Here is a 16,927-nt window from a genome sequence, read left to right as displayed (position 1 = left end):
TGATTGAGTGAATTGTGAATTAGTGATTGATTTTAAAATTTTGAGTTAGTGAGTGGTGAATTAGTGATTCGTTTTCAATTGTGATTGAGTGAATTGTGAATTGGTGAGTTATTTTTTTTACTTATGATTAAATTTCAATCTTTTACTTTTTTAATCACTCAATCACAATTCACTAATTAACAACCCACTCAATCATAATTCATAACTCAAAAATTCATAATTAAATAGCTGTCCATCCGCCATCTACGACTAAGTTTGCGCCTGTCATGTATGCTGAAGCGTCGGAAGCTAAGTAAATTAATGCACCTTGATAATCGCTTGAAGTCGCCATTCTTCCAAGAAGAGTTTTGGCTGAATAGTTTTTTACGAAATACTCATCTTGCGAATTTTCTACACCACCCGGAGAAAGCGTGTTTACTCTCACGCCTTTGTTGCCCCAGTAAGCTGCCAAATAGCGAGTAAAATTGATGATTGCTCCTTTGGTAGTTGGGTACGATGGCGATTTGAAAAACAACTGCTCGCCAGCTTCGTTGCGGTAAATACTTTGGTCTGGTCCAACGATTCCGTAGGTAGAAGCAATGTTGATGATGCTTCCACTACCTTGTTCTGCCATTACTGTTCCAAATACTTGTGAGCATAAAAACACGCCCAATACATTTACTTCTAAAGATTTGCGGAATGATTCTAATGGATATTTTTCAAAAGCAGAAAGCGAAGCCGCCAATTCTGGATTTTCAAACATATCGTTGATAGCGGCATTGTTCACCAAAATATCAATCGAACCGAAGCGAGCTAAAATTTCATTTTTTGCGTCTATCAAAGAGGTTGCATTCGTAACATCAATATTTACTCCCAAAGTATTTTCTCCCAATGTTTCAGCAAAAGCTTTTGGATTCGCTTGAGCGATGTCTGCCACTACAACATTTGCTCCAACTGCCTTTAAGGCTTCACAATGCTTCTTTCCGATAAGTCCAGTTCCGCCTGTAACAATTGCCGTTTTTCCGACCAATGAAAACAGTTGAGTAATGGGACTTGTATTTATATTTTCCATAAAATGTTATCTCTAAAAAACAATCAGATAAAGCGGTTTTGTAATAAAGCTATTTTTCAATACTTCAATGCAGTAATGAAAATTCATCATTCAAAACTCATAATTCATAACTTGATTAGGCTTTTGCCAAAGCAGGCTTAATATTATAATTGCTTGTTTTTCTGAAAACAGCTTCTAATACTTCACCTTTCAAGTACGATTTTACATCTTTACTTTCAATGGCTTCTTTCAAAATTGGCATTACTTCACGGTAAGCCGAAAGCGTGTACTGAATATCTTCATCTGAATGACTGAAACACATGTTATGAAAACCTGCCCACAATACGCCACGCTTAATCATTTCTTGTTGCATCAAAGCTTTTACTTCTAAACCATTGCCAGCTTCTGGAGCGAAAGTTACCATTGAACGGCAGTTATAACCGATACATTTTGTCATGTTTTCTAAACCAAATTCTTTAGCGATTTCGTTGTAACCGTCTTTGATAATTCCACCTTTTTCATCTAAATAAGCAGGTACGTTTTTATCTCTGATTTCTTTGATGGTAGCAATACTTGCCGCCAAAGAAAGTGCTTCGCCTCCGAAAGTTGTGTAGCTAAATACTTCGCTGTTGAACAATTCCATTACGTCTGCACGACCTGTCAATAAAGCAATTGGCATTCCGTTGGCACAGGCTTTTGAGTAAACTGCTAAATCTGGAGTAACCTTGAAATACTCTTGAGCTCCACCCAAAGCAATGCGGAAGCCTGTCCACATTTCATCAAAAATGAGTAAAGTGCCATTTTCACGACAAACTTGTGCTAATTCTTGTAAGAAGTTATTTTGTGGTGCTTCAAAAATGAAAGGTTCAAGAATGATGGCGGCGACGTCTTCGTCCAAAGCTTCTTTAATTGCTTGAATATTGTTGTATTCAAAAGTATAAGTCATGTTTTGGATGGCTTCTGGAATACCTGCATTACGGCTTGTAATACCGATATACCAATCGTGCCAACCGTGATAACCACAACAGAAAATCTTCTCACGACCTGTAAATGCACGAGCCACACGAATGGCTGCCGAACAAACGTCCGCACCAGTTTTCGAGATTTTTACGGCTTCTGCATTAGGAATTACCTCTTGAATTAATTCAGAAAGTTCTACTTCTAAAGGGTGCATCAACGAGAAAGTGATACCATCTTCCAATTGCTTTTTGATGGCTTCGTCCACCGCTGGATAAGTATAACCCAAAGAAAGTGGGCCAATCGCAGCGTTGAAATCAATATATTCATTACCATCAACATCCCAAACGTGCGAGCCTTTTCCTTTCTGCAAATACTTTGGTGCAACACCTTTTGTAAATTGACCTGGCCCTTTGGCAAGTGTTTGTGTGATGGGCTTTTGTACTTTTAAAGCTCTTTCGTACCAACTATCCGACTCCGTGATATTTGGATAATTTTCGTTAGATTGTATTGTATTGGGCATTTTTTTAGGACTTTAAGATGAAAGACACAAGATTCAAGACAGAAGAAGCTTTGAGCCTTGAGCTATCTGAGCAAAAACTCAAAGCTCATTGCTCATAGCTTATAGCTGATAACTCACAGCTACTTCCAATATTTTCTCTGCCATTTGTTTTCCTGTGAAACCTTCGTATTCTAATACTTCATTCAAGCGTGCTGGTTTGAACCATTTTTCGTTCAAAGCAATCGGTAAAACATCGGCTGTCATTCTATTTTTCAACAATGTTTCTGCTACGATACTGTACAAACCGCCTGTTAAAAAATGGTCTTCAATCGTTACAATTAAATCTGATTGTTGAGCCGCTTTAATGATTGCTTTTTCATCCACTGGTTTCAAACTTCTCATGTTGATTAAACCCACAGATTTACCTTGTTCACGCAAGATTTCAGCGGTAATCAAGGCTTGTTCAAACATAAAACCATAAACTAAAATCGTCACGTCTGTACCTTCTGAAATGATTTCAGCTTTACCAATTTCAAAATTTGTATCGTGCTGATACTTGGCTGGTCTTGTACAAATACGCACATAAGCAGGATTTGGTGTATTCCAGATTTTAGGTAACATCGTCACTAAATCGCTTTCGTCGGCAGGAGCAAAAACCTGCATATTCGGAATACCACGCATGATACTTACGTCTTCAATCGCTTGGTGTGTTGGTCCATTTCCATCCGATAAAAAACCCGGAATAAAACTGCTCAACTTTACGGGAAGATTGGCAATACCTGCATCAGTACGGATAAATTCAAAAGCTCGCATCGACAAAAATGCCGACAAAGCATGAACTACTGGAATGCGTCCACGTAAAGCTAAACCTGCGGCAGCTCCCAACATCGTTTGTTCGGTGATACCTGTATCTATAAATCTTTTTCCCAAAACTGCTGGTAGGTTTCTCACCAAAGCACGGTTTTCGGCAGTCATTACCACAAATCGCTCGTCAGCAAGGGCTGTATTTTTTAATAATTCTTCGTACATGATTTTTTAATTTTTAGCTTTTAGCTGTGAGCCTTGAGCTATGAGCTTTTTTAGTTTTTTTAGCCTTGAGTAATATTTCATTGAACTCATAGCTCACGGCTCATAGCTCAAAGCTTACAGCTAAAAACTTATCTAACCACCAACACCTCTGATTCAATATTTGCTGAATGAACGCCATGTAATTCTTCCATCAATTGTGAAACCTCATTTTCAGAGAAATTACAGAACCAGCGGTCGGCACGAGCTTCAATACTTGGTAAGCCTTTTCCACGAACAGTATCAGCAATAATAACATTGAGTTTACCTTTCTGGTCAGCAATGGCTAAAAATGCTTCTTCTAAATCTTGGAAATTATGTCCATCTATTCTTTGAACATTTGCTCCAAAAGCCTTGAATTTATCCGCTAAAGGTTCTAAAGGAATTAAATCTTCCGTGGCAACATTCGCTTGAAATTGGTTGCGGTCGATTACAAAAATGAGGTTATCTAATTTGTAAGCATTCGCCACCAAAACGGCTTCCCAACAAGAACCTTCATTCAATTCTCCATCGCCCAAAATACAAACGATTTTGTTTTCTGTACCTCTGATTTTACAATCTAAAGCCACGCCCAACGAAACTGCAGGAAGGTGTCCCAACGAACCAGAATGAAATTCAATGCCCGGAATTTTGGTGTTTGGATGCCAGTAAATATTATCGGATGTAGAAAGATGATTTTGTAAACGATTAGCCTCTAAAATACCCATTTCAACCAAAGTGCCATACAAAGCAGGTACATCATGTCCTTTTGAAAGAAACAGATAATCACGGTTGGGGTCGTCGAGGTTTTCTTTGCTAATATTTAAAAAGTCGTTGTAGAGATAAACCATCAAATCGGTAGCTGAAAGGGACGCTCCTACAAAACAACCGCCATCGGTGGACATTCCGATGATGTGCTCACGTACTCGCAAAGCGATACTTTTTAAGGTTTCTAATTTTTCTTCGGTCATTTTATTTATTTGGAATTTACGCTAAATGCTCAATTTGGTTTGCTCTTGTGAAATGGTTTTCAGTTCACCTAAATGATTTCTATACCAATTTACGCCAGCAAAATGTTGGTTGATTTCATAGATTTCAGGTTTTTCTTGCAGAAGTGTCAAAATATCATCTAATGAAAATCGAGGATTTTGTGGATATAATTCTTCAAACACTCGTTTGATAAATAAGTAATCTTCATGATAATCAATCGTAAAACGATGCGACATCGAGTAATCTAAATTCGTTTCCCAAACTACATTCGCCAAGCGAAATTTATCTGGATTTTCCCAGAAATAAGGCGTTGTATGTTCTAACTCTAAAGGTCGAACTGCTTCTTGCCAAGCTTTACTCAGTGCTTCCGAAGTCATGATTTCCACATCATTACCATCTGGATAAGTAGCAGGATGGAGGTTACTCACAAAATCATATTTTCCTTCGTTTTCAACATAAAAATCCAATACTTTATCCACAATACGTGGGTCAATCAATGGACAATCAGAAGGTATTTTGATAATAATATCAGCATTGGTTAACTTCCCAACCTGATAATGTCTATCTAATAAATTATTCAAACTTCCACGGAAACAAGTAATGTTTTTTGTTTGACAAAAAGTTTCAATAACATCATCTTGTTGGTCTTCAGAAGTAGCAATTACAATTGTTGCTTTGTGTTTAATTTGCTGCAAACGCTCTATCATTCTATAGAGGAGACTTTCGCCCAAAATGGGTAATAAAACCTTTTTGGGTAATCTACTCGACGACATACGTGCTTGAACAACAATAGTAATGGCAGTCATTTATATTATTTTAAATGTTATTGAAAGACTAATTCTGACTGAACAGCTTTGTATTGATATGTTTTGACAAAATCTTCTTTTTTACCTTTGAAAGCTAAAAAATCACGACAAACCTGAGCAATATTTTTAGCAGAAGTACCTTTGTTTTGAATAGGCATTTGTCTTTCTAATTCTTCTTTATCGAAATAAGAATGTACTTTTTTACCCAATGCCATACCAACATACACTGCTGATGAATATTGTGTGATGAATTCTTCGCAATTAGCAATCATCGGATTAATATTTCCAGAAGTATAAATCAAAGTTCCTTCAGGCGTATTTTCTTTGATTTCAGCAACAGCCCTTTCCATAATTTCGTTAGGATGAAGTTTGAAGATGAGTTGTCTTCCAGCGGCTTTTTCTACACAATCTTTAATAAATCCAATTCTATCTTCGGGTCTGAAACATTCTCTGCTATCAGAAGTCGCTACTAAAACATAATCATGTAGAGGAAAATCGTTCTCCAAATATTGTTCACAATTATCAAAATTTGGAATGCCAGTTACTAAGATTTTATGAGCCTTAGTGCCAATGTTAGAGAAGCGTTCTTTGTAACCTTTCGAAGCTGCACAGTAAATATCACAAAGATTTGAAGAACCATTTAATGCAGTACCAATTGCCCAATAGCGAGGAAGATTTAATTTTTTGATGATTTTACTGAAAAAGTTATACTCATCAACCATTCCTTCTTGTACCCAAATAGTTTTTCTTTGAAGTAATCTATCAGGAATAATCATATCAGAACAATAAACGACTAAATCGTATTGATTTTTTTTGGCCTTATAATCCATTTGAAGACCATTTTCAAGGCAAAATTTTTCAGAATTCGCTTTAAATTGACCAGACAAAACCGTTTTTGCTAAAAAATCAGTTTTATCAAGTACCCATTGTATGAAGGGCGAATCCACAAAAATTTGACTAAACCAACAATCATATTCAGGCAATTGCTTCGCAATTTGATGCATTTGAGTCGTTTGGTTGATTGAACCCGTGATGAATAATATCTTCTTTTGCATAAATGATTTGTGTTGGATTTAAAACAAAATTATCAAGCAAGTATTAGGTTAATATTATCCTGAAATTAAGTATTTGGTAAGTTTTCAAGATAATCAACGCAATTATAAATTCATGTGGTTAGTCAAATGTAAAGTAAAGTTACAGATTAGTCAATAAAATTGTTTAATCTGTATATATAGCAAAAATGACTAAAGAATAAGAGATAGATTAAGTATTTGATATTCAGTTGTTTATTAGAAATCGAATCGCATTCTAAATCTTATTGTTGGGTTGGCGCTAACATTTGGGTTTTCCAAGTAACTCAAACGTTTTACCAAGTCTAGTCTTAATACTTTAAAAATATTTTCAATACCAAAACTCATTTCCATATAAGGTTTCTTTTCTAATGAAAAGGTACTAGCTTTTCCATTTTCATCGGTAGGCATTACCAATAAACCATTTCCCGCAGTGGCTTTGTTTTGGTCGCTGAGTTTTCCAATCAAGCCTTTAAATGTAATTACTTCTCTCAGTTTTAATTTTCTGATTAGCGGTAATTTATTGAAAATGAATCCATTAAAATGATGGTCGATAAATAACGCTCCATATTGGTCACTCACAAATTCCAAGAAATTCATTAAGTTATAAGCTTCAGGCTGATAAGCATACGTTTGGTTGGCTCTATGAATTGTCAACAACGCAAAAGGGAGAGGATTAAACGTTTTACCACCTTCCAAAGCCACATCCGTATAACCAATTGGTGGAATGTAAATTCTTTTCTGAGCATAAGCCACCAGTCGATGGAAATTGTACTGACCATCCAACAATCCTTTCATGCCCAAAGTATATCTGATTTGGAAAGATGGATACTTATTAATAATCGGAATACGATAATTTTTTCCTTGATAAAATTGCTCATTTGGTGCATATCTTAATCCAATCATTAATTCACTACTGATGATTTCTGGAATATTTTTCAGCGTCCCATCATTTTGCAAAGTATTGAAATACAAAGAACCAGTAGGCGTTTGGCGAATATTTTTAAAATTAATATTAACAGTTAAACCTGTTTTAGATTCATTCAGATAATCAAGATTGAGTACTTTATTGTAGGTCATTTTATTATTCTGACCTCTTTTGAATGAAAGCAAAAAATTGTCTTCCTGCACAAACTGTAATTCTTGTCCCGGAATTTTGATTTCATTTTGATACGAAATTCTGAAATGTTTAATAGGGTAAGTATAAGTATTGTGGTCGGTTAAGGAAAAGGTTGCCGAGGCAAAATATTTATAACGTTCATCTCTAAAACCATAAGCTGCATAGGTTTCAAAAGCCATTCGTTCACTAAACGTTGGTGTAGTTCTTCCGCCAATTCTAGCCCTAAATCCTTCAATCGGGTTGAAACTGTAAAAAGTATTGACGGGTCCAATCTCAAAACCACCCATTGGTTTATAACCTTCAAGCAAAAAAGTAGCCGTGTTCATTACTCTTTGGAAGGCTGGTACTTTTTTTACACTATCCACCATCGAATAAATGCCTAATTCTTTGCTTGATAAAGAATGATGCCGAGCTTGTTCCCAGAAAGCGTCATCTCGTTTTTCAGCATCTTTTTGGATGTCGGTCTTTAAGCCTTCAAAAATGCTTTTTTCAATCGCTTTATTGATAACATAGTCTTTATACGACACACTCCTTTGTCCGAAAAGTCCCATGCCATTTTCTTTTTTGAGGAGGTTGAATTCAATTGCTAAATCATCTTTCGTCAGCATCAAACCTTCGTTTTCAATAAAATCATATTCTTGCGAAACTCGTAAATCTGTTACAAAATTCACATTGATGTCTTTCGAAAAACCCATTTGTACTTTTCTAATCGCATAGCTTGAATCTAAAGAAATAAGCATTGTTCCTTGAAAAAGCTGGTCGTTTGAATTTCTCGGAGAAAAACCCAAATTCACACATTTTGTCCCTTTAAATTCTGTGGTGTCGATAATCACGTAACGATAAAACTGCGGAGCAACGGGGGCGGTTGGTCCTAAAAATTGCGTAGCTAAGAGTAAAATATTATTATCATAAACATTTACGTCTTGATAAAGTGCTTCTAAATATAGCTTGATGCCATTATTATCCACATAATTTCCCAAGCCCGTCATTTTTTCACCTTTGATTATCTCCTTTTTATTTTCAGGCAATTTTCTAAAATAAACGTCCGAAATGGTTTCCTTCAAATACATCGGCAAATTGACTTTCCCCGTGATTTGAGAAGTATCTAAGTGGTTAAAAACGAAGTCAAATTTTCTGAGAGAACGTTTATTTCTAAACTTTTCAGAAACATTACTCAAATCAAATTCTAATTTTTCGTACTTGTTGTATTGATAAAAATCTAGCGATTCTTTTCTATTTTGGGCTTTATGTTCAATTACTTTTCTGATTAATACAACCGCTGGATTATCTTTATTTCGATAGCGGTCTTTTTTGCCTTTTACGGTTACTTCTTGTAAATCAGTGTTTTGTGTTTTGAGTTTAAAGATTACAGAAACAATTTTTCCACCATCTATTTCTCTTACTTCAGGCGAATATCCTACAAAAGCGACTCTAAGTGTGGGTTTTAGTTGAGGGGTTTCTAAATAAAAACTGCCATTCATATCGGTCTGAGTACCTTGTTTTGTCCCCATGATACTGATATTTACGAAAGGCAAAGTTTCTCCAGTTTTAGCATCTATTACTTTGCCTTTGATTCTGGTAGTTTGCGCAAAAACCGGAGCAACTGCAAATACTAATAGTGTTAAGACTGAGTAAATTTTGAGTATTTTGAAATATGCACTCATTATAATTTTATGATTAAAATAAAGCAGTGAAGTACTTTTTGTACTCCTTTGTTAAGCTGTTTGAAAAAAAATCACTTGGCTTTCCTATAGAAGCGTATCAAAAAAAAGGAAAACAAAGTTCCTAGATGATTTTAGAAGAGTGGCTAATTAATATTTATATAATATTGTCCCAAAAGTAATAACTTATAATTAATATTTCAGTAACTGCATGACTGTTTGAAATACCTATTTTTGATTCCCTTATATTTTACAAGCAGACAACCGTTAGTGTTGTTTAAAAAACAAGAGAATGAATATTTTACCAAGTGCTTCAACCATGATAAAACTAATGGTAAGCGATTATGTATTTCAAATAAGAAAAGCTTTGCTGGTTTTTCCTCAAAAACTGTCAAATGCACTTGTTTTGACGGTTTTTTCACTCTTGTTTTTTCAGCAGGAAATATATGCTCAACATAAAACGGAGCATGTATTTTTGATTACAACTGATGGTTTTCGTTGGCAAGAAGTATTTGGCGGAGTGGATTCTGTGTTATTGAACAGTAAAGATTACACAAAAAATAAAGATAGAGTAAAACAAAATTTTTGGTCGGATACAGCGGAAATTAGTCGCAAAAAAATCATGCCTTTTGTTTGGAATACGATGGCAAAACAAGGGCAACTTTACGGAAATCGTTGGGCTGGTAATAAAGTGAATGTGAAAAATCCGTACTGGTTTTCGTATCCGGGCTACAACGAAATTTTGACTGGTTATGCCGACGATAAAGTAAATTCAAACGATAAAAATTTGAATGAAAATATTACCGTTTTAGAGTTTTTAAACAACCAACCAAAGTATAAAGGGAAAGTAGCGGCATATTCTACTTGGGATGTTTTTCCATATATTATTAATGAAAAAAGAAGTGGAATTCCTGTGAATTCGGGTAAAGAATTGGTGGAAGGAAATATGACAGAAAAAGAAAAAATCTTGAATGAAATTCAAAGTACTTATCCAAGTTTAGCCAGCGACCGCCACGATTTTATTACTTATTTTTTAGCAAAAGAATATATCAAGAAAAACCAACCAAGTGTTTTCTTTTTATCTTTTGATGAAACAGATGAATTTGCTCACGAAGCGAAATACGATGAATACCTTTTTGCGGCCAATACTGTGGATAAATTTGTGGGCGATTTATGGAATTACTGCCAGAGTAATCCAAAATATAAAGACAAAACCACGATTATTCTAACAACAGACCACGGAAGAGGAAACAAAATTAAAAGTCAGTGGACAAGTCATGGACAAAAAGTACCTGATTGTTATGAAATTTGGTTTGGTGTAATTGGTCCAGATACTCCAGCTTTGGGAGAAATTAAAAGCGAAGGGCAGTACTTCCAAAACCAAATTGCTAAAACTCTGGCGAAATTTTTAGGCTACGATTTTCAGAATGGGAAAGAAATTGGTGAAGCGGTGAAAGGAGTGATGAAGTAAATTTTGTCTGTTATCTGTTAATCGTTAACTGTTATCCCTTATGATTCCAAACATTACATTGGAACTGTCTTTTGAGATTTGAGTTTACTTTAACAGATAACAGATAACAGATAACAGATAACAGATAACAGATAACAGATAACAGATAACAGATAACAGATAACAGATAACTTATTTTAGAATCTCTTCAACACGCTTACGGCTATAGCCTGCGGCAGTAGTCATGCCTTTTCCACCGATGCCTGTTGAAATAAAAATTTTATCTTCAATTTGATACTCGTAAGAACCGCCATCTGCCGTTTGAGAGTAATATCCAGCCCAATAATTTTGAATTTTCCAGTTTGGTAAAGCCATAATTCTTTTGGCTTCTTTCAGAATTAAATCGTTGATATTCATATCAATTCCTAAAGGCAATTTAGCGTTTTCGTCCACATCAGCGTACTCATGCGAATCGCCAATGATGATTGAGCCATTCAAAGCCTGTTTAAACAAAATATGAATACCCCATTCTTTATAAGGCTTTTGCCATTCTGGCGTTTGTAAATGCTGGTAGGAATTACAAGATTTAAAACTATCGTAACGACGAATCGAAAGTCCTGATAAAATATTGCCGTTCAATTTTACTTCTGGTAACGGATAGGTTTGCATCATATTCAGTTTACAGATTTTCATACCGCTTTGGTTGAAAGTTTCTGGAAACAAAATTTTGAATTCATGTCCGTTGCAAATAGCTACTTTATCGGCAAATAGCTTTTGGTTCGTTGCCGTACTTACTTCACAAATTCCATTTTTGATTTCACAATTGATAACAGCCGTATTGTTCATAAATACCAAACCAAAATCTTGTATCAACATTTGGCGAACTCGATGCACCATCGTTCTTGGTTCAACCGATACTTCGTCTGGAAAGAACAAACCGCCTTTGTAATATTCAGAATTGAGATTCGGAAAACGTTCGTAACAAGATTTTCTGGAAAGGAGTGTAGAAGAGTACTCTCTGATTTTAAACAAAGCACGAGCTTCTTCTAAAAGTACCATTTCTTCATCGTCAGAAGCAAAGTAATAAGTACCATTTTGGCGAGCCGTAATATCAAATTTAGCTTGAATTTTTTTGTAAATGCCCAACGATTCACGACCGTATTCAAACCAAGTATCCAAGGCCTGACCAGAAGGAACAACTTGCCCGAAATTTCTAACAGTAGCTTCAATCGGCTCAGAATCTTTGTCAATTAATAAGACAGATTTACCTTGCGTGAGAGCGTGATAAGCATGAAAAGTACCAATATTTCCAGCTCCGATAACGATTAAATCATATTTGTTCATAAAGTGGTTTTTACAAAAGAGAATGTTTTAATTGTGAGTTAGTGATTTGTGATTGAGTGATTTTTTAAACCGAAAGGGATTTTTGCTAAATTTTATTGATGTTGCAGGCTTTGTGTTTGCCCAAAATGTCTCTAAAATTAATTTGTTGTAGCGGCAAACCCTTGCGGTTGCCGTTTAGGATGCGGCAACCGCAAGGGTTTGCCGCTACTTGTTTTGGTTTAAAAACTGGTTTTCCTTTTTATTAGTTATTGTTCAAATAAAATTGAAGGTTCTAAATCTTCTCAAAGCTGACGGCTCAAAGCTACTAAAGCAAAAAATTAAGTTTTTTCAAGAAAGGAAAATCCATTTTGTCTTCAGTTCGCTCATTTTCAAGACTTTCGATGATGTCTTTAATCTCAGAAACTTTGTTCAATAAACCATCATTTCTGTGGATACTCAATTGTTGGCGAGTATGCGTTCCATTCGTTACACCCAAAGACATTCTACATCCTGCACGCACACCAGATTTTAAATCAGAAGGCGTATCACCAATATTAATAACTTTCTGAGCATCATTTACTTGAAGAGTTTGCATCGCTTTCTGAATCATCAAAGGTTCAGGGCGACCTTTCAGTACTTCGTCGGATGCCACAGATACTTGAATTAATGTGTTTTGGTTTCCAACATAATTGGCGTTGAGTCCTTCTAACCAACCCAATTTTTGTAAAATGATATTGGTTACTTTTCTGTAAAAACCTGTAGTCAAAGCAATTTTTATCTCTTTACTTTTCAAATAATCAAAGATTTCTAAACAGCCGTCTGTTGGGAAAATATCATTGTTGTGATAATGGTTTTCTAAAATCTCGCAGAAAACATGATACGAATTATTAACGAATTCACGTAAGTCTGGATGATTATCGCCAATCATTTCAGACCATAATAATTCAAAAACATATTTTTTCGAATATCCCTGTAAAGCCAAAACACGTTCTGGGGAAACGGTTAAACCTGTTTGCGTAGCGGCTTCGATAAAGCACATTTCTACTTCGTGGCGATCTTGAACGGTAGTTCCCGCCATATCAAAAATGACTAATTCAATAAGTGACATTTGCTTTTTGATTTAATAATAACAAGCATTTCTTTTGTAAATATTGGAATGCTATTGTCTCTGGTTTGAGATGTTATTTTCTTGAAATCAAAGATAATTACTCTCATTTTAAGCATAGGTTAAATCTTGATTAAGGCTTTGTAAAGTGCTGATTTATAGACTTTTTTGTTTGTAATGTTGTGATAAAAAATCTTCTTTGGGAACATTATTAGAGTACGATAATGCCCAATTAGAAGTGTTTTTCATCCATGAACAAACTCGAAAACTTTCTTCATCGTCAATCTCAAATATTCCTTGCTATTTATTTAGGTTTAGCGGCATTCAGTACTTATTTCTGTATGTATGCTTTCCGAAAACCCTTCACAGCGGGCGATTTCCATGACGTTACTCTTTGGGGAATCGACTACAAAATCGTCTTGGTCATTTCGCAAGTATTAGGCTATGCCACAGCCAAGGGCTTGGGTATCAAGATAGTTTCTGAAGTAAAAGCACATCAAAGAGCGAAGTATATCATAGGCATGATTTTATTTGCTGAAGTGAATTTATTATTCTTTGGTTTAGTGCCGTCGCCATACAATTGGGTGTTTTTATATTTGAATGGTTTGGGTTTAGGAATGGTTTATGGTTTAGTTTTTAGCTTTTTAGAAGGCAGACAAATTACCGAAATTTTGGGGGCAGGTTTAGCCGTAAGTTTTATTGTGGCTTCTGGTATGGTGAAATCTATCGGCAAGTATTTTGTGAATATTGGCGTGAATGAATACTGGATGCCTTTTTTAACGGGTTTGGTATTTTTTCCTTTATTATTACTTTCAGTGTATGCGATGTCGATTGCACCTAAGCCAAGTAAAATTGATGAATCTGAACGGTCAGAACGTTTGCCAATGGATGCTACTGACAGAAAAGGTTTCTTGAAAAAGTATGGTTTTGGCTTAATTTCCTTGATTGCGATTTATGTATTGATGACGATTCTGAGAGATATTCGAGATAATTTTGGCGTAGAAATTTGGCGGGAAATAGGCGTAACCAACGCTTCAATTTTTACACAAACAGAATCTTTGATTGGTTTAGTAATTTGTGCTTTTACGGCTTTTATGTACTTTGTGAAAGACCACAAGCAAGCTTTTTGGATGAATCATTTAATGATTTTTTCGGGTTCTGTGCTGATTCTAGTATCCACACTTTCATTTTTAAATCATACTACTTCTCCTTTTTGGTGGTCGGTTTATTTGGGAATAGGGCTTTATATGGCTTATGTACCATTTAACGGAATGCTTTTCGAAAGACTTTTGGCAGTGTTGAAAGAAAAAGCCAATGTTGGATTCTTGTTTTACTTAGCAGATTTTAGTGGCTATGTGGGCAGTGTCGTGATTTTAATTTATCAGAATTTTGGTACGAAAAACACTTCTTGGCTTACTTTACTAACAGATTTATCTTTGTTTTTACCTTTAATTTCAATGGTATTGATAACGATTTCCTTCTTTTATTTTAATCGAAAATTAATGTCTAATTCTTCTGTTGGTGCAGTCATTCGAATTCCTAATCCAAACTAGATTTAAATATTATGTTTGTTCTTTAGAAAATGGTTCAATAAGTTCCTTTGGTAAAGTTGTTTTAGACAGGATTTCCTTGGCTTTCACAATTTTCTTGTCAACAAGTTTACCTCCTTGAGCAAAATCAAGTTGGGAATTATACTTGATGTATGAATTTTGAGTAGTTTTTTTTGTCGTTTTCATATTACTAAAATAAAGGTCTTTTCTGTAAAATCAAAAAGGCATCGTAATTAGATCCTATAATAAATTCTTGCCAATCGTCATCAATTAGTCCATAAATGGTAACTTCTTTTTCGATTTCATGAAAATTGTTAACAATTGCGATTTGATAGAGTCGAGTTCGAGCAGGAGTACTTCCTATTAAAAATAGCACTGCATCAGGATGATATTCCCAAAAATCTTTTATGGTATAAGCAACAGTAGCAAGTACTTTTTCAGTATCTCCATTATTACTTCTTGAGTAGTCGTTAATATCATTAATTGTTTCGTCCCAATCACCCAAAGCAATATTGTAAAGTTTGATTGAAGGAAGAAATCCAAAGTTATTAGTATCATCAATTTGGGTAAAATAAACTCTCTTTTCAATTATTTTGATACCCTCACTTTTGAAACTGTAGATAGATTTATCATAGTTACTTTGCGTAGCATATTTTTCTATTTTCATTTCGAACTATGTTATGATTGAAGAATTTTAAAGGAATAGACCTTACATATAAAAATACTATAAAATTGATTTAAGTCAATATTTAGGAGAAAGGAAAATGACAGTTAGATTTTAAAAGCAATGCTGATTTAAGTCTAAAAAATCTGAATAATATTCAAAAAAATGTATAAATTTGAGGGTAATTATCAATTGATTAGTCTTGAAAAGAATCATTAGCATATCGCTTCTTTGTCTTTTGCTGTACAATATGTTCAGCACGGGGATAGTTTTGCTATGTTTTGATAAAGAATACGCTCAAGCAACGCCTTTTGAAGCCAACGATGAATTCTTGGAAGTTAAAATTCCGATTTCATTGCCTTACACAGCAGATTTTCATAATACTTCTCCTACAGAAGCTTTGATTCAATACAAAGGCGAATTTTATAACGTTATTGAACAACGTTATGAAAATGATACTTTAATTACCAAAATTAAAACCAACCAATCGGCAAGAGAACGATTTGCTTCCTTGTCAGATGAAATCAATACTATTCTTGCTCGTGACCATTCAGACAAAGAATCTCCTTTGAAAAAAGCCTTGGAGCTTTGTAAATCTTTATCCGTTAATTACATCCAAAGCAATGAAATACACCTTGCTAAATCTCAATGGGCGGAATTGAGCAAGGCTGCTCAAACTTTTACTTACAAAGCATATTTGCCTACAGACTACAGTACCTCCTTTTTTACGCCTCCCGAATTGTCTTAATATTCAATGATTTTTTACCATCGTATCGGCTGATATTTTGGTATTTGTTGCTATGCAAATAGCGATAGATTTTTAATTTCCATCAATCAAAGAATTTAAGACAATGGCACATATAACACTTACCAACCCAAATTTGCCAGGAATTACTGGTTTATTAGATTACAGTAAAGTAACGGCTGTTCCTTTATTAAATCTTGCAGAAGCTTTACTTCGTAGCGATTCAAGTTTGAATAGTGCAGAATGCGAATTGATTGCAGCGCACGTTTCATATTTAAATGATTGTCATTTTTGCCATACTTCACATGCGGCGGCGGCGGTAGCACATTTAGGTTGTGATGCAAGTTTGATTGACGACATCAAAGAAAACTTTGCTTCAACACCGATTTCTCCGAAACTCAGAGCCTTATTAGATATTGCTACCAAAGTACAAATAGGAGGAAAAAATGTATTGCCTGAAGACATCGCCAAAGCTCGTGAACATCAAGCAACAGATCGTGAAATTCATGATACGGTTTTAATTGCTTCGGCATTTTGTATGTATAATCGTTATGTGGACGGACTTGGTACTTGGGCGCCACAGAAAAAAGAAGAATACTTAGAAATGGGTCAGGAAATGGCTTTAGTAGGTTACGAAGCACAGTATTAAAGAACAAAGCCATTTATTGATATTTTAAAAATATTACCCACTAAAGCGTAGCGATTACGTTTTTTAGTGGGTATTTTTATATTTAGAAAGTGTCTTTTCCTGACAAAGATTTAGTTTCTATAGTCATTTTACCTTTCCCTAATATTCCCCTAACACTAATCCCGATAAGGGCTACTTATTCACATTTATTGTTCATGGATTGATAATGTTCTGCTAAAGTTGTGGTTAAAGCAAGGTTATACTTTTGCGAGGAATTAAAAA

Annotated in this window: 15 protein-coding genes; 4 read left to right on the top strand and 11 right to left on the bottom strand. The window is 34.9% G+C overall.

Annotated elements, in window-relative coordinates; translation table 11 throughout:
* Window positions 1-220: 220 nt before the first annotated feature.
* The 7 genes from ABID42_RS01985 to ABID42_RS01955 all read right to left on the bottom strand — a co-directional run bounded on the left by ABID42_RS01985 (window position 221) and on the right by ABID42_RS01955 (window position 9,183).
* Window positions 221-1,051: an SDR family oxidoreductase gene (locus tag ABID42_RS01985; protein ID WP_367282218.1), complete on the bottom strand. Its 831-nt coding sequence runs from the start codon at window positions 1,049-1,051 to the stop codon at window positions 221-223.
* A gap of 115 nt (window positions 1,052-1,166) precedes the next feature.
* Window positions 1,167-2,510 carry an aminotransferase class III-fold pyridoxal phosphate-dependent enzyme gene (locus ABID42_RS01980; RefSeq protein WP_367282217.1) on the bottom strand — a complete coding sequence of 448 codons (1,344 nt, stop codon included), beginning with the start codon at window positions 2,508-2,510 and terminating at the stop codon, window positions 1,167-1,169.
* Window positions 2,511-2,609: 99 nt separating this feature from the next.
* The gene (locus tag ABID42_RS01975; protein ID WP_367282216.1) at window positions 2,610-3,518 is read right to left on the bottom strand and encodes a transketolase family protein; all 909 of its coding nucleotides are present in this window, start codon (window positions 3,516-3,518) and stop codon (window positions 2,610-2,612) included.
* A 128-nt stretch (window positions 3,519-3,646) separates the two neighbouring features.
* Window positions 3,647-4,504, bottom strand: coding sequence for a transketolase (locus tag ABID42_RS01970; protein WP_367282215.1), 858 nt, complete (start codon window positions 4,502-4,504; stop codon window positions 3,647-3,649).
* A 21-nt stretch (window positions 4,505-4,525) separates the two neighbouring features.
* The gene (locus ABID42_RS01965) at window positions 4,526-5,329 is read right to left on the bottom strand and encodes a cytidylyltransferase domain-containing protein (RefSeq protein ID WP_367282214.1); all 804 of its coding nucleotides are present in this window, start codon (window positions 5,327-5,329) and stop codon (window positions 4,526-4,528) included.
* A 17-nt stretch (window positions 5,330-5,346) separates the two neighbouring features.
* Window positions 5,347-6,384 (bottom strand): hypothetical protein, encoded by a 1,038-nt coding sequence (locus tag ABID42_RS01960; RefSeq protein ID WP_367282213.1) that lies wholly within the window; start codon window positions 6,382-6,384, stop codon window positions 5,347-5,349.
* A gap of 234 nt (window positions 6,385-6,618) precedes the next feature.
* Window positions 6,619-9,183 carry a DUF5686 and carboxypeptidase-like regulatory domain-containing protein gene (locus ABID42_RS01955; protein WP_367282212.1) on the bottom strand — a complete coding sequence of 855 codons (2,565 nt, stop codon included), beginning with the start codon at window positions 9,181-9,183 and terminating at the stop codon, window positions 6,619-6,621.
* 289 nt (window positions 9,184-9,472) lie between these two features.
* Here ABID42_RS01955 and ABID42_RS01950 point away from each other — a divergent pair, with 289 nt between their 5' ends.
* On the top strand, window positions 9,473-10,651 hold the full coding sequence (locus ABID42_RS01950; RefSeq protein WP_367282211.1) for an alkaline phosphatase family protein: 1,179 nt from the start codon (window positions 9,473-9,475) through the stop codon (window positions 10,649-10,651).
* A 171-nt stretch (window positions 10,652-10,822) separates the two neighbouring features.
* Here ABID42_RS01950 and ABID42_RS01945 read toward each other — a convergent pair whose 3' ends face one another.
* Together ABID42_RS01945 and ABID42_RS01940 are read right to left on the bottom strand one after the other, a co-directional pair.
* Window positions 10,823-11,974, bottom strand: coding sequence for a TIGR03364 family FAD-dependent oxidoreductase (locus ABID42_RS01945; RefSeq protein WP_367282210.1), 1,152 nt, complete (start codon window positions 11,972-11,974; stop codon window positions 10,823-10,825).
* 304 nt (window positions 11,975-12,278) lie between these two features.
* The gene (locus tag ABID42_RS01940) at window positions 12,279-13,061 is read right to left on the bottom strand and encodes an HAD hydrolase-like protein (RefSeq protein ID WP_367282209.1); all 783 of its coding nucleotides are present in this window, start codon (window positions 13,059-13,061) and stop codon (window positions 12,279-12,281) included.
* Window positions 13,062-13,309: 248 nt separating this feature from the next.
* On the opposite strand from ABID42_RS01940, the gene ABID42_RS01935 reads away from it, so the two are divergent.
* Window positions 13,310-14,611 carry a DUF5690 family protein gene (locus tag ABID42_RS01935; protein WP_367282208.1) on the top strand — a complete coding sequence of 434 codons (1,302 nt, stop codon included), beginning with the start codon at window positions 13,310-13,312 and terminating at the stop codon, window positions 14,609-14,611.
* Between the two features lie 9 nt (window positions 14,612-14,620).
* On the opposite strand, the gene ABID42_RS01930 is transcribed toward ABID42_RS01935, so the two are convergent.
* Window positions 14,621-14,794: a hypothetical protein gene (locus ABID42_RS01930; RefSeq protein WP_367282207.1), complete on the bottom strand. Its 174-nt coding sequence runs from the start codon at window positions 14,792-14,794 to the stop codon at window positions 14,621-14,623.
* 4 nt (window positions 14,795-14,798) lie between these two features.
* On the bottom strand, window positions 14,799-15,275 hold the full coding sequence (locus tag ABID42_RS01925) for a DUF6934 family protein (protein ID WP_367282206.1): 477 nt from the start codon (window positions 15,273-15,275) through the stop codon (window positions 14,799-14,801).
* A gap of 247 nt (window positions 15,276-15,522) precedes the next feature.
* Here ABID42_RS01925 and ABID42_RS01920 point away from each other — a divergent pair, with 247 nt between their 5' ends.
* Together ABID42_RS01920 and ABID42_RS01915 are read left to right on the top strand one after the other, a co-directional pair.
* Window positions 15,523-16,020: a hypothetical protein gene (locus tag ABID42_RS01920; protein ID WP_367282205.1), complete on the top strand. Its 498-nt coding sequence runs from the start codon at window positions 15,523-15,525 to the stop codon at window positions 16,018-16,020.
* 103 nt (window positions 16,021-16,123) lie between these two features.
* Window positions 16,124-16,666 (top strand): carboxymuconolactone decarboxylase family protein, encoded by a 543-nt coding sequence (locus tag ABID42_RS01915; protein WP_323257244.1) that lies wholly within the window; start codon window positions 16,124-16,126, stop codon window positions 16,664-16,666.
* Window positions 16,667-16,927: the final 261 nt, after the last annotated feature.

Origin of the sequence: Arcicella rosea, assembly GCF_040543805.1 — a bacterium.
In the GTDB taxonomy this organism is placed as follows: Bacteria; Bacteroidota; Bacteroidia; order Cytophagales; family Spirosomataceae; genus Arcicella; species Arcicella rosea.
The sequence above is the reverse complement of the archived record's forward strand: the minus strand, read 5'-3'. Positions and strand labels throughout refer to the sequence as shown.

Excerpts from the sequence above, each read along its gene's own strand:
- ABID42_RS01985 (WP_367282218.1), bottom strand. The coding sequence starts at position 1,051 with ATGGAAAATATAAATACAAGTCCCATTACTCAACTGTTTTCATTGGTC.
- ABID42_RS01980 (WP_367282217.1), bottom strand. The coding sequence starts at position 2,510 with ATGCCCAATACAATACAATCTAACGAAAATTATCCAAATATCACGGAG.
- ABID42_RS01975 (WP_367282216.1), bottom strand. The coding sequence starts at position 3,518 with ATGTACGAAGAATTATTAAAAAATACAGCCCTTGCTGACGAGCGATTT.
- ABID42_RS01970 (WP_367282215.1), bottom strand. The coding sequence starts at position 4,504 with ATGACCGAAGAAAAATTAGAAACCTTAAAAAGTATCGCTTTGCGAGTA.
- ABID42_RS01965 (WP_367282214.1), bottom strand. The coding sequence starts at position 5,329 with ATGACTGCCATTACTATTGTTGTTCAAGCACGTATGTCGTCGAGTAGA.
- ABID42_RS01960 (WP_367282213.1), bottom strand. The coding sequence starts at position 6,384 with ATGCAAAAGAAGATATTATTCATCACGGGTTCAATCAACCAAACGACT.
- ABID42_RS01955 (WP_367282212.1), bottom strand. The coding sequence starts at position 9,183 with ATGAGTGCATATTTCAAAATACTCAAAATTTACTCAGTCTTAACACTA.
- ABID42_RS01950 (WP_367282211.1), top strand. The coding sequence starts at position 9,473 with ATGAATATTTTACCAAGTGCTTCAACCATGATAAAACTAATGGTAAGC.
- ABID42_RS01945 (WP_367282210.1), bottom strand. The coding sequence starts at position 11,974 with ATGAACAAATATGATTTAATCGTTATCGGAGCTGGAAATATTGGTACT.
- ABID42_RS01940 (WP_367282209.1), bottom strand. The coding sequence starts at position 13,061 with ATGTCACTTATTGAATTAGTCATTTTTGATATGGCGGGAACTACCGTT.
- ABID42_RS01935 (WP_367282208.1), top strand. The coding sequence starts at position 13,310 with ATGAACAAACTCGAAAACTTTCTTCATCGTCAATCTCAAATATTCCTT.
- ABID42_RS01930 (WP_367282207.1), bottom strand. The coding sequence starts at position 14,794 with ATGAAAACGACAAAAAAAACTACTCAAAATTCATACATCAAGTATAAT.
- ABID42_RS01925 (WP_367282206.1), bottom strand. The coding sequence starts at position 15,275 with ATGAAAATAGAAAAATATGCTACGCAAAGTAACTATGATAAATCTATC.
- ABID42_RS01920 (WP_367282205.1), top strand. The coding sequence starts at position 15,523 with ATGTTCAGCACGGGGATAGTTTTGCTATGTTTTGATAAAGAATACGCT.
- ABID42_RS01915 (WP_323257244.1), top strand. The coding sequence starts at position 16,124 with ATGGCACATATAACACTTACCAACCCAAATTTGCCAGGAATTACTGGT.